Here is a 22976-nt window from a genome sequence, read left to right as displayed (position 1 = left end):
TTGGCATTGACTTAAGTTAAGATGAAATCTTATATGGAAGTGGTATGTTGCATTCTTTTTTTAATTCGGCTTAGTGACTCTGGAGTGATACCTAAGTAACTTGCAAGTTGATGTTGGGGGACACGGGTTAAAAGATCTGGTCGGCTTTGCGTGATGGATTTGTACCTTTCTTCTGGGGATGAACTAATAAAGTTGGCTAATTCATTCCGTGTCTGGCCATAATAATTTTCCATCATTCGACGAGTCATTGTTTCTAGTCCTGAATATTGCTGATACATATCCAGTTCTGATTCCATATCACCAACTACTAATATGCAATCTTCCATACATGTCAGGGAGTATTTAGAGGTTTGATCCTGTTTAGCAAAGTTAGCTAGCAAGATCACATGGTCTTCTGTGAAAAAACTGGTTGTGATTTCTTTCCCCCTCTCATCAATGTGATATTGCCGTACACAACCTGCTAATATGAAGTAACATATCGTTGAGTCTAACGTATATCCTTGTCTTGTAAGGTAGGTGCCTTTGGCTATTTCACGGACATCCAGTGCTTTGATAATAGATCGTTGCTCCGCTTCTGTAAGGTTAGTGTATGCCGCCATATACTGGAATAGCTTTTCTCTCATGGCTAATCTCCTTTTTTATATGAATTACCTTTTTTTAGCATACCACGTTTCATCATAATATTTTGTAAATTTATTTATTATTCTATGGATTGGTTTATTTCATTGAATAGCTAATTGATGAGACTTCCTCATTCCTTGACGTTTTCGAACATAAACACCTGTTCTGAAACACCAGTAAAAGAAGTAATGTCTACAAATAATGTTTTAGAATCAGTTCAAATTAAATAAGTTTCAAGTATGGTTCCAATCTACTATTTTTCAAAAGAAAAGAGGATTCAATACGATGATTCTAGAAATAATAAAAGCCAAATATGAATGAAACGATGGATCACTTTCTTCAAAACAAGCAGCATAAGAAAGGATGGATGGGGGAAAAATGTTAAAAAAGTTTTTTTTATGTTTAGTGTTGTTGCTCTGTATATTTTCAGCCGGTTGTAGCACGTTCAATAATACTTCTAAGGATGGGTGGACAGACAGCTTGAGTAGTGTACAGAAAGTGGCAGAACTAGTACCTGGAGAACAAAACCCTGTTATTATCATGGAAGATAAAAAGGAAGTTGCCGAATTTATCCAGAAACTTCAAATGGAAAAGTGGCAAATGGACGAAATTCCATCATCAAAAAAGAAGATGAAGGAGTATATCTTGTATCAACAGGAAACGATTAATTTTGGGGAATCAAATAAAGACAAAGAGTTAAAACAGGTAGCTTCGTTAATTACTTATCATGATTTACCTTATATAGAACTAAAATGGAGTAAGTTTAACTTGGTGTTTAAGGCTCCTGAGGAAGTTGTGGAGTACCTTTCTAATCATTAGCACCATCTCAATTCAAAATTATATGAGTAGATAATCAATAAGGAAAAAGCAATCTTATTGCAATGAATGCTTTTTCCTTTTATTTTTGTAATTAGACATTACTCTCCGTTAATTCTTCTGTACGAATAGTTTGTTGCTCATACAACTCTTTATAAAGAGGATGTATTTTTAATAAGTCTTCATGTACACCTTTTCCAGTGATATGTCCATTTTCAATGACAATAAGTTGATTAGCATTTCTAACAGTAGATAATCTATGTGCAATAATTAGGGTTGTTCTATCTTTCATTAATTGTTCTAACGCATCCTGAACTAACTTTTCAGAATTACTATCAAGATGAGCTGTCGCTTCATCTAAAAGCAATATTTCCGGATTTCTAATCATTGCTCTTGCAATTGCAATACGCTGTTTTTGACCACCGGAAAGTCGCACACCCCGTTCTCCAACTTCGGTATTATATTTTTCCGGTAGGGAATCAATAAACTCCTCCAAGTTGGCGTTCGAAATAGCTTTTTTAACTTGTTCCTCTGTATAGTAATCAAGTCCGTAAACTAAATTGGATAGTATGGTACCATCCATTACCGGTGACTCCTGCGAGACATAGGCTATTTTCTTTCTCCATTCATTTAGGGGAATTCTATTAATCGCCATTCCCTTATAGGTGATTTCTCCCTTTTCTGGTTGATAAAACCGTTCTAATAAAGAAAAGATAGTTGTCTTTCCTGCCCCACTAGGTCCGACAAATGCAGTGACTTCACCAACTCCTACCTGAAACTTTATATCCTCTAAGACCTTTTTACCATTTTTGTAATAGAAGGAAATATTGTGAAATTCTATAGTATCATGGTGATTATCAGGGATTCTCTGACCTAACTGTGTTGAAGCTTCTTCCGATTGCAGAGAATGGATTTCACCTATACGTTCTGTCGCACCCTGCGCCTTCTTAAATTCAGTGAAGAAACGTGTCATGGTTGATATTGGGACTGATATCTGGAATAAGTAAAAGATGATTGCCACCAAGGTTCCCGCCGATAAAGTCCCTGCTGAAACACGAATACTTCCATATCCAAATATCAATAATAAAGTAACCAACATTAGACTCATGGATAAAGGTTGTATGATAGCGTTTATTTTACCTTCTTTAATCCCATAACGAAATAAGCTTTTTATTCGAATGTGGCCCGTTTCTTTTTCGTGTTTCTCTGCCAATGACGATTTAACCAATCGTATATCAGTTAATACACGGCCTAATTCACCTTGGAATGAGGCAGTTTCATCTTGAAGAGAACGTGATATAGTATACATCTTCCTACCAAAGGGTGTAATTACAATCATAATAACCGGAATAATAACAAAAATTAATAATGTCATTTTAGTATCTAGCACTAATAGAAAAATAATCGATCCAACAATCGAAATAAAACCCGAGAAAAAAGGGATTAGCTGAGAAACCATAAACTCTTTAATGATTAATATATCATTCGTAATTCTGCTCATTAAACTTCCAGAGGAATTGCTATCAAAAAATGGAATAGGCAATTCCAAAATCTTATTCCAGGTTTTACTTCTTAAAGATAATGCTATTTGTTCTCCTATACGTGTCAACATATATAAAGAAAAAGAAGATATAATCAGTTGCAATAAGAATACTGCCCCAATTAATAAAATAGTCGTTATATCCAAAGTAGCTAAAGAAGACATATTATCGATAAAATTCATGGTTAAGTACGGAACCGCTAATGAAAACCCTGCTTGAAGAATAATCAGTGTTGTAGCTAACCAAAGTAACCACTTATTAGGAAAATACTCCCTGATTTTATTACGGAACTTCTTAATTCCTAAGTCCCTATTTTTTAGTAATTTCATTTCTCTTTCCTCCTTTTATCCTAATTTAACACTTGAAAAAAATGGCAATATTGTATTATCCTTCCACTGTTGACAATTTTAGGTTAATGTTTGATAATTGATTTGCCAATAAGTTAAGAAAATTATTAACCTTCCGTTTTCACCTCTTACGAATAATTGTACTTACCATTTTTTTGGTGTAAGAAAAGTTATAAATCCTTCCTACCTGCATAAGAAAAACGAACACATTCGAAAAAACCAGCTAATGCAAGTTTTCTAATTTGACCGGAGGCTGATATTATTCCTACCAATTACTTTTCAACTAAAACTAATAATCTATATAACTGTTTAGGTAAAGTGGAGTTTTGGATTAATGGTAAAAAATCAATTGGAAGTGGTAGTTTAGTAAAGTCTAATCACTTACCAATCGTAGCTACTGCCGCCCACTGTCTATTTGATTGGGAAGAACAAAAGTTTTATGAGAATATAGCATTTTTACCTTACTATAATAATTTTACTTCTAGACTTTCTCCTTTAATGGCAATTGTTCCAAAAGGCTGGGCGGAACAAGGAATAGTTGACTATGATACTGGCTTCATTATTTTAAATAATTGGAACCAGGGAATTGACTACAATCAGCTTTCAATCACACTCAGGTTTAATCTTCCAAGAGAATTAGATTACACCATCATAGGTTTTCAGAATAAATTATTCCCATCTAAACTACCTTTCATTTGTAAAGGGCCGGCAGAAAAAGATATTTATAAATACTCAACAATGCAGGGTGTCTATTCAAAGGGTAAAAGCGGTGTTTCTGGTGGACCGTGGTTTACTTACTATGAAGGTGAATATATACAGAATTCCGTATCCAGTCTAAGTTTTAAGTCGGTTAAAAATATGATTTGGGGCCCTTACTGGGGGGATGTACTAGAACAAGCGTATCTAACTAGCATGTGTCAGGATACTATTTCGTCCGATATTGTTATCCATAAATACTAATTTGTACATCCTAGTAAATTCATATATATAAAGCAATAAAAGGAGGGATGATGGATGAATAACATGGAAAAGGTTCTTAAACTACAAAAGATGGAACAATCTTTCTTCGGTGGTCTAACGTCGAACCTAAGTTTCGTTTGTAAGAAAGAAAGTACATTAAGCCTATTCTTGTGTGTACCAGAGAATTAAATTGTTGAGGAGGGAAACATTTTGAGTAAAGTTTTAAGTCTACAAGCGATGGATTTAAAAAAGTCTGCTTCTCCAGACGGGTTATTTTTCTCAACAAATAGTATGTTTGTTTGCTGTTCAAATACCATAGCAAGTACAATGAGCATGTTTGTTTGTTAACCTTTAACAGTCTGATTCATTGTTGGCTTTTCAAGATATTGGAGTGAAATGTAATGGATATGCGTTATATAAGATACATTGAACCTAAAAAAAAATATTATGAACAACCTAAGAATAAAGGGCAAGATTCTATTTATAGGATAGAAAAACCTAAGGATTGGGAAATGAAAAGTGATGATCACTGGACATTCTATTTTAAACCTTATACAAAAATGCCTATACAAGGTTGGAAAATCCATATTAGTTCAACTTCTAAGTGTGCTCAAAAAACGCTAGATTTAGTTTCCGATTTCCTATTTAAAAAGTCCGTTCCTTTTAAACATGTTTTAAATGCTTGGGAATTAATGTACAAAAATTCCAAGTATGGACACAGAGGAAGTTCGGGAAAGTTTATTACGGTATATCCATTAAACGATAAACAATTTCTAATTTTACTTAAGGAATTGCATCAGTTAACAAGGGAATTACCTAAAGGCCCCTATATCCTCAGTGATAAAAGATGGTTCGATGGAAATGTGTACTTTCGTTATGGTGCATTTGGAGAAATGTATATTACAGAGGGGGCAGCTAAAATACCTGCCATCCAAACACCAAACAATGAGTATATACCTGATTCTAGAGAGGCTCATTATGTAATCCCATACTTCGTAAAAGAGCCTGATGAAATTCAAGAAATGACAAAGTCCCAGGAAACGACGGATAGTGAAACTTCAGAGATTGATTTATATGACATTTCTTCAGCATTACACTTTAGTAATGGTGGTGGTGTTTATCTAGCCAAACACTTAACTACAAATGAAGAAGTTGTATTAAAAGAAGGCAGACCAAGTTCTGGACTTGATGGTCAAGGAAGAGATGCAGTTGAGAGACTAAATCAAGAGGAATTAATATTAAATAGATTAAAAGGGTTAAAGCATGTTGTTCAATTGAAGGGGAGTTTTAAAGCCTGGGAACATAGCTTTCTTGTGGAAGAATATATCGAAGGTACCCCACTTACATCATGGCTAGCAGCTTACTACCCATTTTCACAAAACCAAGATTCTGAACAATACGCGATTAATGTAATTCACATATTAAAGCAGGTAAAGAAAGCTGTTGAAGAGATTCATTCTCGGGGTATTGGAATGGGAGACTTACAGCCTGCAAATATAATGGTCACCGAATCTAATGAGGTGAAGCTTATTGACTTCGAAGCTGCAAGCGATCTTTCCGATTCAAAACACTCAGGATTAATGACATTGGGATTTCCAGGTGATACTGATTTGACAAGGGTGCAAGCTGACTGGTTTGCTTTCTTGAGAATTGCTAGATATGTATTTCTTCCTATCGGCCCTATTCAAGATATAGCGGAAGATATTTTGGTCAAGCATGATCAATGGATTGCATATATGTTTGGAGATCAAGCTACTTCCCTTATTAAGGAAATTGAAGCTGAATGTATTAAACGGAATGCTAGACCTATGAAAAGTATTATTTCTGCGCCGCCAAAGACTTTAAGAAAAGATGATATACCCGACCTTATTCATAAGATTCGAGGTGGAATGATGGAAGATCTCGAAGAGGCAAGAATCCTATTAAAAGGAGATATTCGTCAACACGAATTCCCTTATGGTGATCTGAATGTATTAACTGGTGGCTTCGGTGTCATATTAGCTCTTTCCAGAACAGGCAAGTTGCCGCATATAGCAAGTAGTTGGGCCCAACAATTTAGTAAAGATGAATACTTGAAAGATATGGAAAGTGGCCTGTTCATAGGGAAGGCAGGAATAGCTGGCGTTTTGTATGAAATAGGTGAGGTTAGAAAAGCTAGAGAGATTTACAACTCGATTCCAGAAACATTGGAAACAGAAGATATTTCTCTCGTATCTGGGCTAGCAGGGATTGGATTAGCACTTCTATCAGCTTCAATAGTAATAGACTCGAATTACATGACTAAAGTCTATAATATAGCGAATCGTTTGGAAATCTTACTAGAGAAGGATATTACAGTAAGAACAAGAGATGTCGATGCTATTCCAATTGGACTTTTAGACGGTTGGTCAGGTGTATCATTATTTTTCAGTGTCCTATATAAGGTTACTAATGATAAACATTGGTTATCCCTTTCGTTAGCAACCATTCAAAAAGACATTGATAAATGTGTACTGGAAGATTCGGGCCTCTATCAGGTGAAAGATGATGCAAGATTTGTTCCCTATCTTGCTGGGGGGAGTGCCGGAATCGGGCTAGCAATGATGATGATTCGGAAAATCCAAAATAGTTCTGTATGGGAAAATGAGCTCCAGTCCATCGCATTATTAACGAAATCTAAATGTTTTTACAGTCCTGGTTTATTTAGGGGCTTAAGTGGGTTTATTGTTTTAGGCAATGCAATGGATAGTGAGTTTGGCGACAAAAAAAGTACCTATTTAGAACATACAATACAAACACTTAATCTTTACCTATTGCAAGATGGTGATCATTATTATCTTCCTGGAGACTATTGTTATAGATTATCGGGTGACTTATTCTCGGGTGCTTCCGGATTGTTATTAGCACTTGCAGATGCTGGTACAAGAAATTGGTTTTCATGGCTTCCCATACCCCATGTTAACAAGATTTTATGTGAGACTAATGGAGCAGTGCCGACTTTATAGATTTAAATATGCTTCTTAGTATACCTTGAAAGGGGGTAAGAAACATGAACAAAGTTCTTTCTTTGCAAACAATGGAGTCAACAAAAGACATTGAGCTTCGTGCAGGTTCTTCTGTAAGTGTTAACTGTAAAGTTATCAGTACTATTAGTTTCTTCCTTTGCTAACACATAGTATCAAAAGACCTATGCGACTTGCATAGGTCTTTTGATTAATAAAGGTTATAAACACTTTTATCTCCGGTTGATAAAATTAATATAGAAGCTACCAAAGGAGTGATTTCATGATGCAAAAAAATAAAAAGCAAAAAATAATTATAACCACGCTAGTTTCACTTATATTATATTGTCTAGTAGTTATTTTAAGTTCCCTATCTCCACTAGCAGACCTAGGGAAGAATGCTAATCAATTTGGTGATGTTGGTATGTGGGCTACGATTATCCTAGGTTTACTTTTTTATTTAGTTCCTTTGCTCCTGTATCTATTGGGGATTCAAACGATACGATACGTAATGGCTGTATTCTGTGGGTTTGGTATTATCATGGCATTATCCTTAGTGACGTTTATTCCAATCATTTCTAAGATTATGCCCGAGATTAGCATTGCTTCATCAATAGGTGTGACGATAGCAAGTATCCTTTTTCTCGCTATAAATATCATTTGGTATTTTGTTGTTTTTTCCCGTACTCGTATAACGATGTAACGCGATATACCTAATAGGTTCCTATTTCTCCAGCTCCTTCTAAAAATGTCACTCCCAAGAATTTGCCGAGTTATGAATTTCTGGGAGTGATAGTATCTTTAGTATCTAAGTTTATAACTATATTTATTATTAATTCTCCCCTAAAATTCCAAGGTATTGCCAATTCTATCATATAAAAGATACATCTATAACAAAAAATGAATAGAGTACTCATAGAATGCCCACAAACACACCTTTTCTTTATCCACATCTACATCCTTAGTATCAACAAAAACTTGTTTTTTTAAAGTTACATCGACAAAAGCCAATTTTTTTCAGGAAGTGACAGCACCCTAACCAGGGAAACAAAAAATCCATTTTCAAGATTGTAACCTATTCATACATAAAATCGCATAGAAATTATCCGCTAACAAACTATAAGTGTATTCACGTTTTAAAAAAGTTGTATTAGTTCCTATTAAATGATTGTATAAGTTTTTCTTATACCGGTGGGAAACATTGTTATATTTTTTCTATCTGCTTGAATAAACCAATTTAAGGAGAGACCTAGATGAAGATTCGGTTTGGTTATGTAGCAAATGCACTTGGTTTATGGGATGCAAGTCCTTCCAAAACATTAAATTTTGCGCGATATTCAAAGCTTCCCGAGGAGAAACGCTTGGATAATCTTATATACGTAACTGCCCAGAATTTGTATCATACGAAAAGAATACTTTGCTACAATATCGCCCACGAGATAGCGTTATACCGCTTCTCGAGTATGCTTGTCCCGTTGGCTACTCATCCTGAGGTTAGCTGGGATTATATTACACCGTTCAAAGAGGAATGGAAGGAACTAGGAAGGTTAGTAAAAAAATACAACCTCCGGACAAGCTTCCACCCTGGGCAATATACGCTTTTTACCAGTCCTCGAACAGAAGTTACCATGAATGCAGTGAAGGATATGGAGTATCATTACCGGATGCTTGAAGCGATGGATATCCTTGATACATCCATCATGAACATTCATATTGGAGGTGCTTATGGGGATAAAGAACACACATTAGAACGATTCCATACTAATTTAAAAGAGCTACCAAATGACATCAAATACTATATGACACTTGAAAATGATGATAAAACCTATAATGTGAAGGAAACACTGGAGACCTGCGAGAAGGAAAAAGTCCCAATGATTCTCGATTATCATCACTACATAGCAAATAAAGATGCCGTCGAAATTGGGGAATTTATAGAGCGGATTTTTAATACATGGAACCATCGGGAATTAATCCCTAAAGTACATATCTCTTCTCCAAAGTCAGCATCTGCCTTTCGGTCCCATGCCGATTATGTTGATGTAGAATTTGTACTACCATTTTTAGAAGTGGCAAAAGAATTAAATCATAACTTCGACATCATGATCGAAGCAAAACAAAAAAACCTTGCCATGCACCAACTAGTAGAAGACATAGCCAAAATCAGAGGAGTAAAACGAATATCCGGAGCTAGTGTGGAAATTTGATTTGAAGTGGGGTGCCTGTCACTTCCCGTTTTTTGTTGGATATTGTCGATTGCACAACTGTACCTTACCTTTTGTATGAAATATATTAAACTTTCTACTTCAATTTGACTTAATCACATTCGACAAAAACCGAGTTTTTTCGGGAAGTGACAGGCACCCTAACCAATCTGTTCACGTAATTGTTGTTGTGTGGGTTGTTTGTGTTCTTTCTTTTGTAGTCTTACAAAAATATTATTAGCTAGTAAAGATACAATGATTAAGACTGTTCCAAGAATATCAAATTTCGTTACGTCGTAGCCTTGATAAATTGAAATTAAAAGTGTTGTAACGGGCACAAAGTTAATAAATAACAGGGCATTTATAGGTGATAATATACTTACACCGACGTTCCACCCAAGTAGTGCAATAAGACCAGGAAAGATGATCATAAACAATAAATGCGGTCCAGTGGCAACCATTACTTCTGTTGTTGGGGTAAATACATATCCACCTAATGTTGCTCCAACTACAACCACTCCTGCTGTTACCGTCCCAAATAGGCAGGTTAACGTTGAATATCTCAAGATGGACCAACCTCTAAACTTATCTCCACCCATTGTGTAAATAACCCAACCAACAACTGCAATAAATATAAGAACGGTTGGAATGAAATCATCCGTTGCACTCAAGAATGCCCCCATATTACCTTTTGTAATGACTAATATCGCACCAATTAATGACACGGTTACACATAGTAATGTGAATGAATACGGACGTCTTCTTACTATCAACCAAAATATTACAATCGATATCATTGGCATTAACGACTCCATAATGGAAGCAACCATGACACCTTGTTCACCCAATAAATCTTCTCCCCAGAAGATTAAAAGATTGTAGACCGTAAATGCCATTGTTCCTAAGAACCATAGTTGTAGACCTTTTCCTTCCAGTCGAAATGAATCTTTTCCTTCTTTCCAAAAAAGCACCACCACCAAAATAACCGTGACAGCCCCGTAACGAATTAACGTAAAATAAAATGGATCAATATATTGAAAGGCTGCATGTGCAACAGGAAACATTGCTCCCCATGAAACTGCAGCAATAAAGCATAAAAAAGCTCCCCATAATACATTATTTTTCAATTTACATCTGCTCCCTCTGAATTGATAGCAGATTCATTATCTAGCATTCTTGATATCTTGTAAAATGAATAATAATGATAGTTTTCCATCACTTTTGATGATACCATATAATTATAGATTGATTGTCATGAAAGGAGGACCTATTGTGGAGTTTAAAGACCTTGAAATCTTTCAATTGGTTGCAGATAAAGGAACCATTACAGCAGCTGCAAAAGAGTTGAATTACGTGCAATCCAATATAACATCTAGAATTCGCAAGTTAGAAGCTGAAATGAAAACACCATTGTTTAATCGCCACCGTAGAGGTATGAGTTTGACCCCAGAAGGTAAAAAGCTATTAACCTATAGCGAAAAAATATTATCCTTAAAGAAAGAAATGAAACAGGCGGTTCAAACAAATGAAGAACCTTCCGGTAAATTAGATATTGGTACAGTTGAAACTGTGATTTATTTACCTAACATATTATCAAGCTATATAAAAAAATATAAAGATGTTGATCTTTCTCTCTATACTGGAGTGACTCGCACCTTAGAACAGGACGTGTTAAATCATAAGTTGGATGGTGCTTTCATAACAGAATCGGACTTTCATCCTGACCTTGTGTCTCATGAAGTATTTCAAGAGGAACTCGTATTAATTTCTGATAGTCGAATTACTAGCTTAGAGGAGTTAATAGAGGAACCAGTATTATGTTTTAGCAAGGGTTGCGGATACCGTGCTCGTCTCGCGGAATGGTATAGAGATAGGAATTTAACCCCAAAAAAGATAATGGAGTTTGGAACATTAGAAACAATTCTGCGCAGTACGATTATGGGACTCGGCGTTACATTCGTTCCAAAGTCAGTAGTTAGTCATTTAGAGTATGATGAAACTATCAAATTTCATAGTTTACCAGAACAATATAGTAAGGTTAAAACGGTCTTTGTACGAAGAGCAGATACATACCTAACTCCAACCATTGAAAAATTCATCGAATCAATCGAATCCAATAAACAAATTTCACTTTAACCACTAATGATTTGGAATGGAACGGTAAAATAACTTTATAATTTTACTAAGGTTACTGCTTCGTATTCGTACATTCTTCAATAAAAATAAGAGCACTCATACATGATAGTAGTACAACATGTATGAGTGCTCTATAGTTTCCTTCTTGAGTTAACACCTAAATTCGAACTAATACGCCATTAGGTTTTGGTAATTCCTGTTCTCTTATCTCATTCATCTTACAAAAATGCCCTAAAAAGTCCTGTGCTAGCTTCTTTTCCGCTGGATCACTTTTCAGTTCAATAATATCATGCAATATTTGCGCCATCCATACATTATCAAAATAACGATATTTGCCTGTATTCCATGTTGTTTTGTGAGGAAATTTTTCATTTACATAATATTTCCAGAAAAGCATTTGTTCCGATTCTTGTTCTGTTAGTTGAAGTCTATATTCTGAATGTGCAGGAATATATCCATCTTCACAAACCTTTCCGATATAATTTTCTTTCACCATATAGACACCCAAGATGCGTCTATCTTTTTCTGGTGTATCAGGATCTACTGCTGTTAAAAGACAAGCACTATTTTGGTGCAAGCGAATGGGTTTGTTTGGCTTTCCTTTATTATTACCACTTTTTATTGTCCCTGAAAATACCTTCCACTCTGAAAAAGCACTAATCTGTTCATCCGTGTCACACCAAAATACCATTTGTGACTGGGGATGAAGCTTATGATTTTTCATAAGTCTTTCACGTTCTATACGAAGTTGCTGTTCTTTACGAAGTAGTTTCTTTTCTTCTTCCTTTTTCCATTCCTGTTCCTTTTGTTCCATTACCCTTTTTTCTATAACTTTTTCAAGTGAACTAGCAGCACTTTTATCATCCAGTTTTAAATGCTCTATAAATACATCAGGGAAAACAAACTTTTTACTTTCCGAAGCGAAGTGTATTTCAATAATTGAATCATTAAGTCCAACAATGTTCCCCGTCCCAAAACGCTCATGTGTAACTTTCTTATTGATTAGATTCATAATTCTAATCCTCCTTATTAGTATAAAACTTGGTATCTTTTGTTTATAGATCACCTAATTGTCCTGAGCCCGAGGTTTATTGTATTGTCTTCCTGTAGCATGCAATGATGACGTTTAGTATTTGAACTAAGGGCGCCTTTTCCTATCCTTATTCTTCTGTTGAAAAAGGATATTAAAAAAACGTATCCATAATTCTTTCAGCAATAAACACATCGGAATTTGAAATACGACCTTTAAAAATATTATAAAACAATTATAACATTTAACCATATAAAACACAAATTTCTTATTGACAGAGTATTTTACTGTAATGTATAATAAAAAGTTTATTTAACTTATTCAAGAGTGTTGGGGAGCCTTTTTTTGTGGTGCCTGTCACTTCCCGAAATAACTCGAAATTTGTCGATTTACCAATTAAATAAACCTTTTCGAATGTAGTCTACACACCTTCAATTTTTATACCATTATTGCTATACACGATATTAGCCCATACAACATAAACTATCTCCATATGAGGATTAGGCATATCTGATTTTTTATGGAGAGAGGATGCACAAACATGGATCAAGATTATCCAGTATACCCATATCTAGGAGTTATCAAAAAGGTAGTCGAACAACCGATTGCTTTCCCACCACAACACCAAGAACAGGCACCGGGCTTGGAATGGCCAATGGTGCCAAGACCTATATTTGATTATGCAGGTTTTACAGGGAGCGGAAAGTTGAAAGGGAAAGTGGCAATCATCACGGGAGGAGATAGTGGAATCGGGCGTGCAGTTGCAGTAGCTTTTGCCAAAGAAGGGGCAGACTTGACTATTGTCTATCTTAATGAGGAGTTTGATGCAAAAGAAACAAAGCAATATGTAGAACTATTTAATATTAATTGTCTACTAATTCAAGGAGATTTACGTGACCCAGCAACTTCAGAACAGGCAGTACACCGTACGATAGAAAAATATGGACGTTTAGATATAGTAGTGAATAATGCTGCCGTACAGCCTTACACAAAAGATATTATGGATGTATCGAACGAACAACTGGAAGACACATTTCGAACCAATGTATATCCACTGTTTTACATGGTAAAAGCCTCCCTCCCCTACTTAAAAAAAGGAAGTTCCATTATCAACACCGCCTCGAGGGTTGCTTATGAAGGAGATAAAAATGTTATTGATTATTCCGCTTCAAAAGGTGCCGTCGTTTCCTTTACTCGATCCATGGCACTTTCACTTGTAGACAAAGGAATCCGGGTAAATGGCGTTGCACCAGGACCTGCTTGGACTCCATTAACCGTAAGCACATATCCCGCAAATCATGTAGCTACACTTGGGACTGATATTCCTATAGGGCGTGCCGCACAACCTTTTGAAATTGCACCAGCATTTGTATACCTTGCAACAGATACGTCACTCTATGTCACAGGTCAAGTTGTGCATGTTAATGGAGGGATTATTCGCAACTCTTAGTATAGAAAGAGCCATGGGGACAGGTACCTCGGCCCTTCTAATGGAGCCGAGGTACCTGTCCCCATGGCCTTAACTTATTGTATTCATTAATTCATATTGGCGTAGTTTCAGTTCGAATAGGGTGAGTGGGTCTCGATAGATTTCGGGTTTGGATTGCATTGTATGTAATGTAGTGTGGTGGTTTCCAATGTTCTCTTGTGCTTCCTCTATTTCACGGTTTAATACATCTACGGAACCTGAGAAAAATCTATTAATATCCCATTCTATTGACCCTTCAAATAATTCTAGTTGTTGATTGAAAGGATTCATGATTTCCCCTGCGATTTGACTATAATCTGCATTTTCGATGTAGCTTTTATATCTAGTATGAAGTATATCCTTATTTTTCGAAATCGATCCTAATAGTTTTCCTGCACCCTTTAATAACAACTGTGATGGGTTATTTCGCAATAAAATATTAACATTCCCATTACGTAGCATTCCCCTTGATATTCGTTCCAAGTCTCGTTGCCAATCATCTAATACTTTAAAGTCACCTTCTAATTCAAGCTTTTCTTTATTAAATTGTTCCTTTATACTTTCGCCCAATTCATTACAAGTTGTCTGGCTTTCTTGAAGCTCCCTTTTGCTTTCTTCCATCCATTCTTGAATCGTATGTTTTAAGTCATACTTGACGAAGTTTTGCATATATGCAGCAATTCTCCTATTCATTTCTTCATTTAACTCTATATGAATTTTAGAATAATCACTATCTTCCTGAACTAAATCTGAACAACTACGAAGAACCTTAGGTAATTTACTCATTACCTGTTGAACCAAATCATTCTTTATACTACTAAACGAACTTATTATGATATTCGCCTTTTCTTTTTCCGTATTCCCCAACTGTTCTTGAATATCATGCAGTCTACTTAGTAACTCTTCATTCCAAGTAATTTCTTCTTGTACTGCATTTTCCATTTGTATCCTTTGTTCTAAAAGAAATTCAATTGAAACTTTAATTAAGTTCCGGATTCTTGATGGACTCGCCACTTCAATATTGTATTCCTCTAACATTGGCCTAGTAAATTCAGAAAAGTCCTCTAACAAGCCTTCACTTTCCGCCCATATTTTAATAGACTCATAGAGTTCCATTCCATCCTTCCTACCATTTGAATTTGGTGTTGTATTTTCAAAATGGTGTTCCGCTTCACTAATTAATGCCGTATCAAGCGTAGACGGGAACATCTCACTCCAGGCAAGTACTGCCGTTGAAGAAATTAAAGAATCTGATTCAGAAGAAATGTTTAACCAGTTCATTAAATGATTCTGCATTAACGTTGAAATGTCCCTTATTAGAAATCTTCCGCTAATAAGTTCAAAGTACGTTTCTTTAAATAAACTCGGTAGCTTCTTCCACATATAAGAAGGATCTATCGATTGATTCAATAGAAGTTGGTTAACCGTTTCTAGCCATTCTATATAAAAGTCAGATTGCTTATAGCTGTTCCATAATACTTCTGTCAGACTTTCAAAATGGAATTTATCAATTTGAAGTAAAGCTACTAATATCTCATTAAAATAACTTGGATCATAAGTAAATGTTAGACCATGCTCAGCATAGCCTGAGAAAACATCAAACCAAGCAAGCGATTTTGTTCGCATTGCCTCATCAACAGCTAGTTCAATCGCGCTATTCCAATCTTTAATATCCTCAAAATACGTTTGCGCTATCTCCGTTACACGAGAGTAATCCGGATTTAACTTAACCGCACTCTTAATTGTGTTAACTGCCTTTTCTTGATTACCTTGTTGTATGTATAATGAAAATAGCTGTAGCAATACTTCTGAACTCAACACAATCAATGGCGTATCAACTTCCTTGTAGAATTTTTCAGCATGTTCTAATAAGCCCATTTCTAAATGAGCATCTGCAATATTTTTCTGTGCCCATGGAAAAAACTCCTCATCTAATGGATGTTGCCATTTATAAATTGCCGCTTCAAAATCATTATTTAAGAAATAAACTTCCCCCTGTGCAAAGCGAATAGAGGATAGGTCTGGACGTTCCTTTTGCATTTCTTCCTTGTACATTTCACCCAATATCTTGATTGGATGCCCTTGTTTATTTTCAGCTATGATCGTTTGATAATAGGTTTTATTTATTAGCTCATTCTCAGTTGTCACGATAATCCCCCACATCATTATTTATATTTTATTCCTTCATTCTAAGTTACTAATGTACACCTATATTATTATTCATCTCATTCTCGTACCATGCACATATAAAGTGTTACCATTAGAAAGTTCACCGTTACTATATTCGAATAATGCCTCAAATTTATGGGGATAAAGGGAAAGTTTAACTATTTGTAATAAATGATGAATTTCCCTGGAGTTCTGTCCTAAAAGAAAAACTAACACATTCGCTTATATTTTTTTGCGATTTGTGTTAGTTTTTCTTCATACGTCATTCGTAACGAACTATTTTAAATTGATTAATCCTCTATTGTCTTCACTCTTCCAACTGTACCATCTTCCAGCATGACCTTGATGCCATGTGGATGGGTATTCGAATTTGTTAATATTTTTGAAACTACACCCTCCGTTAATTTCCCTGAACGTTGATCCTGTTTCTTCACAACTTTTACCCGAAGTCCTTGTTTTATATTTTCTCTTTTTGTCCCTGCCATTTTCTTTAACTCCTTTTATTTAAAAACTTTCGCTAATAAGAAAAATAACGCAGATCCCATATTCCAACGTCGATATCTACATAGAATCCGCTCTAAAATCAGCTAATTCGGCCGAGGGACCTGTCCCTGTGGCTCTTAAGACTTGTTCTTTCTTTGCCAATAATAAATGGCTAGTTGTGTTCGGTCGCGAATTTCTAATTTGTCTAAAATGATAGATAGTGTATTTCGGACGGTTCCTACACTTAGGAATAGGTGTTCAGCTATTTCTTTATTCGATAATCCTTGAGCAATTAACTCAACGATATCAGTCTCTCTTACGGTTAAACCTTCCAGTGCTGCATTATCTGGTTCCATGAGTTTCTTTAATACATCTACATCTAATATGATTGAACCAGTTTTTAACGCCCTGATTTGTTGGGCCATATTTTCTATTGTTGCCGATTTTAGTAAATACCCCTCAGCCCCAGCTTTTAATGCGAGTCTAATATTCCTTTCATCCTGAAACGTTGTTAACATCATTATTTGGATATGTGGCCATTGTTCCTTTATCCTCTTTGTACTTTCAATCCCATCCATTATAGGCATTTGTATATCCATTAAAATGATATCTGGTTGTTCATTGTAACATAGCTCAATTGCTATTTTTCCATTTAACGCTGTATGAATAACTTCCAAATCGTCTTCCTTCCCGAGTAATAGTTGTAAACTTTGGCAAACTAATTCGTCATCATCAACAATTAAAAGTTTCATCCATTAACTCTCCTTTTCTAAAGGAATGACACAAACAAGTATAAATCCATTTTCTCTATTACTTATAGCTAAGCTTCCTCCCATTGAGCGAGATCGCATTTGCAAACTCCTTAAACCGCTTCCTGACAGACTATTCTTTTTAACTGTACCATTATCTTGAATCGACAGTCGTACAATAGATTCTGTCACCTGTAAATCTATCTCAACCTTTGTAGCATTACTATGTCTAGCAACATTCGTTAAAGCTTCTTTTAAACATGATTCCAGTAATCCCCATATATAAGCTGGAACCGTTAGCATATTACCAGATTTTTGATACTTAATCTCCACTTGATAAAAACTTTGCATTATTTTTTCTAATCTCTCCACACCAATCTGTGTAATAGGAGTCATGTTATGGACCGTTTCCCTTAAATTTTTCGTACTACGCTCTAGACGATTTTTAACTTCTTGTAGTAATGTTTCGGCTTCTTTCGGATCTTGAACATATTCATAAGCTTGTAATGCAAGCGACGCTCCTGTTAGATCATGCCCTAAATGATCATGAAGCTCCCTTGATATCCGATATCTTTCCATGAGCTCCGCCTCTTGTGAAACCAATTGATTTGCTTCCAACAAATCCGTTTTTATTTTTTCTAATTCATACCTCGCTCTTCGTTGTTCATCTACGTCTAAACGATACTCCTCTTGATTCTTTATTGCAATATAGGAAAAAACACCAAAGAACAATGCCTGAAAAAAGAACCAAAATAAAATAGAGGAAGATACAGAAGTAAAGAATAAAACACTAAATAAAACTAGAGAAAATAATGCTTTTCCTTTCCTAGCTAGTTCAAAAATTGGCAATGCTAATCCATAATAACTAATTGCTGTATAAGGAAAATATAAAGAACAAATAAAAACATCTATGAAAACAAACCAAATTGGTAGGGGAAACCGCCACCGTAAACTTGTCGTAATAAGCAATAGGAGGATAAGGATAAAAGAACTACTCATGGAATCACCAATGATCCATAAATGAATGAGAACACCAACCATTAGAAAGCGCCATGCATTTACAAAAACATACGGTTCCATAAGCTTCTTCATCCATCTTGCCCCCTGTTCATTCCCAACTAAATTTTCCTCGTGCTTCCAATTACAACGAATACTATTGTATATAGCCATAGTACTCCATTTATTATTAGAAAATCGAGGATTTCCTCACCAAATACGACCCAATTTAATCCTTGACCTAACCAATAGGTTGGTAATATAACTGCCATGCGTTTAAGTAAATCAGGAAACATTTCGACTGGAATTATTAATCCCCCAAGAACAACAACAATAAAGATTAGTGACATATAAATAAGGAAAGCTACATCTTTCTTACGGTATATTGAAATCCACGCTAATGCAATAGCTAATGAGGCAAAACTAAACGACACATATAGTAGGAAAAGCCATCCCGGCTGATAAAGCTCTTGCCCGAATAGGACACCACCATAGACAACAATGGCACATTGTAAGATAAGAATAACCGAATAAGCTAATAGATTTTGACTTAAATAGTTAAAATGACTAATAGGTGCTACTGCTAAACGTTTCACTACACCTTTTTCCCGGTCCTCCAAAATAATCGCCGCTAATCGTATACCAATAAATAAAATAATTATCCCGAAATATTGATAGCCATAAGGAAGGAAAGGCCACTCCTCACCTCTAGGCAAAAAAATACAAGCTACAGGAAATAGGGTGAGGAAGACTAGATTAGCAATGTTACTGAAGCTCCTTTTTAGAGCAAATTTAAAAACCGTCACCCTATTCTCCTCCTCCCTAACAAAAGCATCACCATAAATAAAATGGCAATTACTCCTAAGAGAATATTCGCTTGAAACCATGCACTACTAGTGTTTGTTAAGCTCATATCGCGAATTGCACCCATCGATAATGTCAGCGGATTTCCATAAGATCCTAGAAAATCAAAAATAGCATTTCTGGGCAACGGAAAAAATAATCCTGCTAATACTACAAAGCCAACCCCGTACAATTCACTTAACCGTTCAGCTATTTTATAATTTTTAACTGAAAACGTGAAGATCAGGCAAACGATAATAGATAAAATCGCCATTAAGGAAATTATATATATCATCCAAAACCAATTTTTCCATATTACACCTAAAACAAATTGTGAGTAAACCATTAATAAAATCCCTAAAAGAATGGAATACAACGCACCACACAGCATAATCGAAAAAGCATACATCGTTTGATTAAATGGCAATGCATACATTCTCATTTTATTTTCTGTAAATAAATCATGGTAAATCAAATACATAACAATCGAACCGCCAAACAACTGAAAAACAAGGACCATAATCATTGCATTTTCATTAATATAGGGTACTCCGTTTTCTGTTACAACTCCAGAAAGAATAAATGAAAAAAAAGTAATTAAAATAATCGGTACGACAAGCAACAGTATTAGCACAATATAGTTGCGAATCATACGTAACGCTGTGAATTTAATCGTTGAAAGAACTCGCATTATGCTTCCTCCTTATCCCTTAGTTCCTTTCCAGTTAAGGTTAGAAAGACATCTTCTAAATTTGGTTTATCTGCTTGGATACCAAGAACTCCTGCATGCTCCTTCACCAGTGTGATAATACGATCTAAATTGCCAGAATCAAATGCTGAAATAATCGTTATTTGATTCCCAGACACAACAACTTTCTTTACTCCAGCAATATTCTCTAGTTCATTCACTGGAACTTTGTCTGAATCGGTTACATCGATTTTCACTTTTTCTTCATGCTGAACCATCTGTATTAATTCATCCACCGTACCTTGTTTGATTATTTGACCTTGGTCCATGATCACCACTCTTGATGCGATTGCTTGAACCTCCTCCATATAATGGGTCGTGTATAAAATCGTAGTACCATTCTCTCTTAGCTTCTTCACCGCTTCTAAAATATAGTTTCTTGACTGAGGATCAATACCGACAGTTGGCTCATCCATAATCAGAAGTTTCGGACGATGTGTCAATGCACAGGCAATATTTAATCTCCGCTTCATTCCACCGGAAAATTTATTTGGTGTCTTATTACCCTTATCTCCCAATCCAACAAATTCTAGGGCTTCTTCCACTCTTTTTTTCTTTTCTTCTCCTCTAAGCCCATAAACACCTGCAAAAAACTGTAAATTCTCCTTAGCGGTCAATTCTTCAAATACTGTAATCCCCTGTGTAACAAGACCAATTCTCTCCTTATTTTGATTGGAGAAAGGATTCTTTGACTGCCCAAAAATCTCTATCTTTCCCCGTTCAAAAGATGTTATTCCAGTTAATGTTTGAATTAAGGTTGTTTTACCCGCCCCATTAGGACCAAGCAAACCAATAATCTCCCCTTCATAGATGTCCAAGTCTATATAATCTAAGACCAAATGTGCTCCATATCTTTTTACAACACCCTGTATAGAGGCTATCGTCATTTCCGTTCATCCTTCCTCTTCTTATTAACTCAATTATCACAATATCTATTCTCTAACGATAGTTACATTTGTCATTAGAAAAACTCACATTCGTTCGTCTTTTAACAAATGTTGTAGTTTTTCTTATGTCGGCGGAAAGTTTTTTATACTCCCTCTATATACTAACGTTTTCTCTTGTTTTCTTCGTTTTTCTTAGAATTTCATTTTAATTAAAAGAGATTATTAACTTTTTTATTTAAACTTACCAAAGAATATATAGCGATTATGCGAAAAAAGGTGTACGTAATAAGCCATTCTTTTCTTTTTCAAAAAAATGGAAATCTATTGTGTTATGATCGCACAATTAATCCCACAATACTCATAGCGACAAACCCTCCCACATCTCACTGCGTCAAATTGCGCATACATTCCTTCGTTCGGTCTATCCATGAAGTGGGGTCGGCAATGCTTTCCTCCAGGGTCATTGCCCGCTAGTATAAATATTTGCCGACTGCTCCGTGCTTCAGATGTTGTTATTTACCCTATATAAATTTAAATGAAATTTGAAAAACTTTTAAAATCAGGAGTAACGCGTTAATTTTTAGTTAAGCTGCATTCTGCAAGCTAAAATGCGGTATATCATTCATCATTTTTTCCGGACTAAATGCCACTTGCTTTTTTCCTACGGTAAACAAAATTCGAATCAACTTGCAACACAATGCAATTAATGATTGTTTCTTCTTCAAAGGATTTTCTTTTCTTGTTGTAAAATATTCATGTAATGCCTTAAATGCGGGGTTGTGATTCACTAATGGCAGAATGACCTTATACAACAGAGCACGTAGTTTTGGTCGCCCTCTTTTGGTGATTATCGTTCTGCCTTTCCATTTTCCAGAAGTGGCCAGCTTTAAATTCAATCCTGCTAATTTAACAATTTGTTCCGGATGACTATAGTTATTTAGATCGCCTACTTCTGCCAAAAATGCAGCGACTGTAATGTCCCCTACACCTTTTATGTCTACCATTTCCTTTACACCAGGAATCGTTCTAGTAAGTCCCTCAATCATTTCCCACATTTCACGAATCTTTTCATGAAGAAGGACATATTGAGCCATTAGGGTTTTGATTTTGAACCTTGCCATCGTTTTACCTTCTAGAATTCCGATAGAATGACGAGCTATTTCTTTTAATTGTCGTACCTTTTTCAATCCAACTCCTCTTTTAACCTCTTTACGGATTTCTTGAAGAATGGTTATTTCATCTGTTTCTACTATTTCATCAGGAAACAAACCCATCTTTAAAACTTGCAAGGATGATTGGCCTTCCCAGTTCGCAAAGACAGTTGTATATTCTGGAAAATACCTGTCTATCCATTGGTGGACGCGTCCTTGTACTGCTTGAAGATCTTTCATTAATTGATCATACATATTCATGCCTTCTCGAAGTTCTGCGTAAATTCCTTCTGGTAAATTCGGTTCAGAATAACGGCCATCTTGGACTAAACGTGAAATAACCCTGGCATCTTTTACGTCATTTTTGGTAGGAGAATTATCATCCAGCTCTTTTGATTTTTTCACATGAGCTGGATTTACGACAACAACCCTTTGGTGTTTCTCTTTTAACCAGTAAGCAAGTGGTAACCAATAATGGCCAGTAGGCTCCATACCAATAGTTCTATTACTCTTATAGTGTTCTGTGGATAATTCATCCATCCACAACATAAAACGTTGAAAACCTTCAAAATTATTTTCAAAGTATATAGCTTTCCCAAATTGAATCCCTCGATTATCTTGGGCACGGGCAACATGCCTCTCTTTAGCAATGTCAACCCCAACAATCAAAGTTTCTTCCGTTAGTTGATTAATCTTTTCATTTTGTTTATAATTCATGATAGTCCTCCTTGGTTTATTTAAGGGTCCATTTTTGCTGAACAGCTGTGGACACCTCGTATCATACCAAGGGGGCTTTTTTTGTACAACCTTCATTTTGCTTTATTACAGGAATGCTTTCCTAACTAC

Annotated in this window: 22 protein-coding genes; 10 read left to right on the top strand and 12 right to left on the bottom strand. The window is 35.5% G+C overall.

The window, feature by feature from the left end; translation table 11 throughout:
• Positions 1-29 precede the first annotated feature (29 nt).
• Positions 30-623, bottom strand: a complete 594-nt coding sequence (locus tag K332_RS0106360; protein WP_026906715.1) for a Crp/Fnr family transcriptional regulator — start codon at positions 621-623, stop codon at positions 30-32.
• Between the two features lie 478 nt (positions 624-1101).
• Between K332_RS0106360 and K332_RS0106355 the strand changes: the two genes are divergently transcribed.
• A complete protein-coding gene (locus K332_RS0106355; RefSeq protein ID WP_026906714.1) occupies positions 1102-1440 on the top strand; it encodes a hypothetical protein in 339 nt (112 codons plus the stop codon).
• Between the two features lie 91 nt (positions 1441-1531).
• Here K332_RS0106355 and K332_RS0106350 read toward each other — a convergent pair whose 3' ends face one another.
• A complete protein-coding gene (locus K332_RS0106350) occupies positions 1532-3307 on the bottom strand; it encodes an ABC transporter ATP-binding protein (protein WP_051359363.1) in 1776 nt (591 codons plus the stop codon).
• Between the two features lie 336 nt (positions 3308-3643).
• Here K332_RS0106350 and K332_RS0106345 point away from each other — a divergent pair, with 336 nt between their 5' ends.
• The 7 genes from K332_RS0106345 to uvsE all read left to right on the top strand — a co-directional run bounded on the left by K332_RS0106345 (position 3644) and on the right by uvsE (position 9473).
• Positions 3644-4285 (top strand): trypsin-like serine peptidase, encoded by a 642-nt coding sequence (locus K332_RS0106345; protein WP_026906712.1) that lies wholly within the window; start codon positions 3644-3646, stop codon positions 4283-4285.
• Between the two features lie 54 nt (positions 4286-4339).
• Entirely contained in the window at positions 4340-4474 is a 135-nt protein-coding gene (locus K332_RS24275; protein ID WP_211237406.1) for a class III lanthipeptide, read from the top strand.
• 21 nt (positions 4475-4495) lie between these two features.
• A complete protein-coding gene (locus K332_RS23905) occupies positions 4496-4633 on the top strand; it encodes a hypothetical protein (protein ID WP_156914153.1) in 138 nt (45 codons plus the stop codon).
• Positions 4634-4686: 53 nt separating this feature from the next.
• Complete coding sequence (gene lanKC / locus K332_RS0106330; protein ID WP_026906711.1) at positions 4687-7269, top strand: class III lanthionine synthetase LanKC; 2583 nt, start codon at positions 4687-4689, stop codon at positions 7267-7269.
• Between the two features lie 44 nt (positions 7270-7313).
• Positions 7314-7433 (top strand): class III lanthipeptide, encoded by a 120-nt coding sequence (locus K332_RS23900; RefSeq protein ID WP_156914152.1) that lies wholly within the window; start codon positions 7314-7316, stop codon positions 7431-7433.
• A gap of 116 nt (positions 7434-7549) precedes the next feature.
• Positions 7550-7969, top strand: coding sequence for a DUF5391 family protein (locus K332_RS0106320; RefSeq protein ID WP_026906710.1), 420 nt, complete (start codon positions 7550-7552; stop codon positions 7967-7969).
• A 550-nt stretch (positions 7970-8519) separates the two neighbouring features.
• Entirely contained in the window at positions 8520-9473 is a 954-nt protein-coding gene (uvsE, locus tag K332_RS0106315; protein ID WP_026906709.1) for a UV DNA damage repair endonuclease UvsE, read from the top strand.
• A 158-nt stretch (positions 9474-9631) separates the two neighbouring features.
• Here uvsE and K332_RS0106310 read toward each other — a convergent pair whose 3' ends face one another.
• Positions 9632-10597 carry a DMT family transporter gene (locus K332_RS0106310; protein WP_026906708.1) on the bottom strand — a complete coding sequence of 322 codons (966 nt, stop codon included), beginning with the start codon at positions 10595-10597 and terminating at the stop codon, positions 9632-9634.
• 145 nt (positions 10598-10742) lie between these two features.
• Between K332_RS0106310 and K332_RS0106305 the strand changes: the two genes are divergently transcribed.
• Positions 10743-11606: a LysR family transcriptional regulator gene (locus tag K332_RS0106305; protein ID WP_026906707.1), complete on the top strand. Its 864-nt coding sequence runs from the start codon at positions 10743-10745 to the stop codon at positions 11604-11606.
• Between the two features lie 157 nt (positions 11607-11763).
• Here K332_RS0106305 and K332_RS0106300 read toward each other — a convergent pair whose 3' ends face one another.
• Positions 11764-12618 (bottom strand): hypothetical protein, encoded by an 855-nt coding sequence (locus tag K332_RS0106300; RefSeq protein WP_026906706.1) that lies wholly within the window; start codon positions 12616-12618, stop codon positions 11764-11766.
• Between the two features lie 559 nt (positions 12619-13177).
• On the opposite strand from K332_RS0106300, the gene K332_RS0106295 reads away from it, so the two are divergent.
• Positions 13178-14086 (top strand): SDR family oxidoreductase, encoded by a 909-nt coding sequence (locus K332_RS0106295; RefSeq protein WP_036688264.1) that lies wholly within the window; start codon positions 13178-13180, stop codon positions 14084-14086.
• Between the two features lie 69 nt (positions 14087-14155).
• On the opposite strand, the gene K332_RS0106290 is transcribed toward K332_RS0106295, so the two are convergent.
• From K332_RS0106290 to K332_RS0106255, 8 genes are all read right to left on the bottom strand, one after another.
• Positions 14156-16252 (bottom strand): tetratricopeptide repeat protein, encoded by a 2097-nt coding sequence (locus K332_RS0106290; protein ID WP_026906704.1) that lies wholly within the window; start codon positions 16250-16252, stop codon positions 14156-14158.
• A gap of 311 nt (positions 16253-16563) precedes the next feature.
• Positions 16564-16758: a YwbE family protein gene (locus K332_RS0106285; protein WP_026906703.1), complete on the bottom strand. Its 195-nt coding sequence runs from the start codon at positions 16756-16758 to the stop codon at positions 16564-16566.
• A 135-nt stretch (positions 16759-16893) separates the two neighbouring features.
• Positions 16894-17508, bottom strand: coding sequence for a response regulator transcription factor (locus tag K332_RS0106280; RefSeq protein ID WP_026906702.1), 615 nt, complete (start codon positions 17506-17508; stop codon positions 16894-16896).
• Positions 17509-17511: 3 nt separating this feature from the next.
• Positions 17512-18597 carry a sensor histidine kinase gene (locus tag K332_RS0106275; RefSeq protein WP_026906701.1) on the bottom strand — a complete coding sequence of 362 codons (1086 nt, stop codon included), beginning with the start codon at positions 18595-18597 and terminating at the stop codon, positions 17512-17514.
• Between the two features lie 26 nt (positions 18598-18623).
• Entirely contained in the window at positions 18624-19307 is a 684-nt protein-coding gene (locus K332_RS0106270) for an ABC transporter permease (protein WP_026906700.1), read from the bottom strand.
• Positions 19304-20035: an ABC transporter permease gene (locus K332_RS0106265; protein ID WP_026906699.1), complete on the bottom strand. Its 732-nt coding sequence runs from the start codon at positions 20033-20035 to the stop codon at positions 19304-19306. The genes K332_RS0106270 and K332_RS0106265 overlap by 4 nt, the downstream gene beginning before the upstream one ends.
• The gene (locus tag K332_RS0106260; protein WP_026906698.1) at positions 20035-20979 is read right to left on the bottom strand and encodes an ABC transporter ATP-binding protein; all 945 of its coding nucleotides are present in this window, start codon (positions 20977-20979) and stop codon (positions 20035-20037) included. The genes K332_RS0106265 and K332_RS0106260 overlap by 1 nt, the downstream gene beginning before the upstream one ends.
• A gap of 584 nt (positions 20980-21563) precedes the next feature.
• Positions 21564-22847, bottom strand: coding sequence for an IS110 family RNA-guided transposase (locus K332_RS0106255; protein WP_026906195.1), 1284 nt, complete (start codon positions 22845-22847; stop codon positions 21564-21566).
• Positions 22848-22976: the final 129 nt, after the last annotated feature.

The sequence above is a fragment of the Paucisalibacillus globulus DSM 18846 genome (assembly GCF_000482485.1).
GTDB classification, from domain to species: domain Bacteria; phylum Bacillota; class Bacilli; order Bacillales; family Amphibacillaceae; genus Ornithinibacillus; species Ornithinibacillus globulus.
Note: the sequence above shows the minus strand (reverse complement) of the source record. Positions and strands in the feature narration are given on the sequence as shown.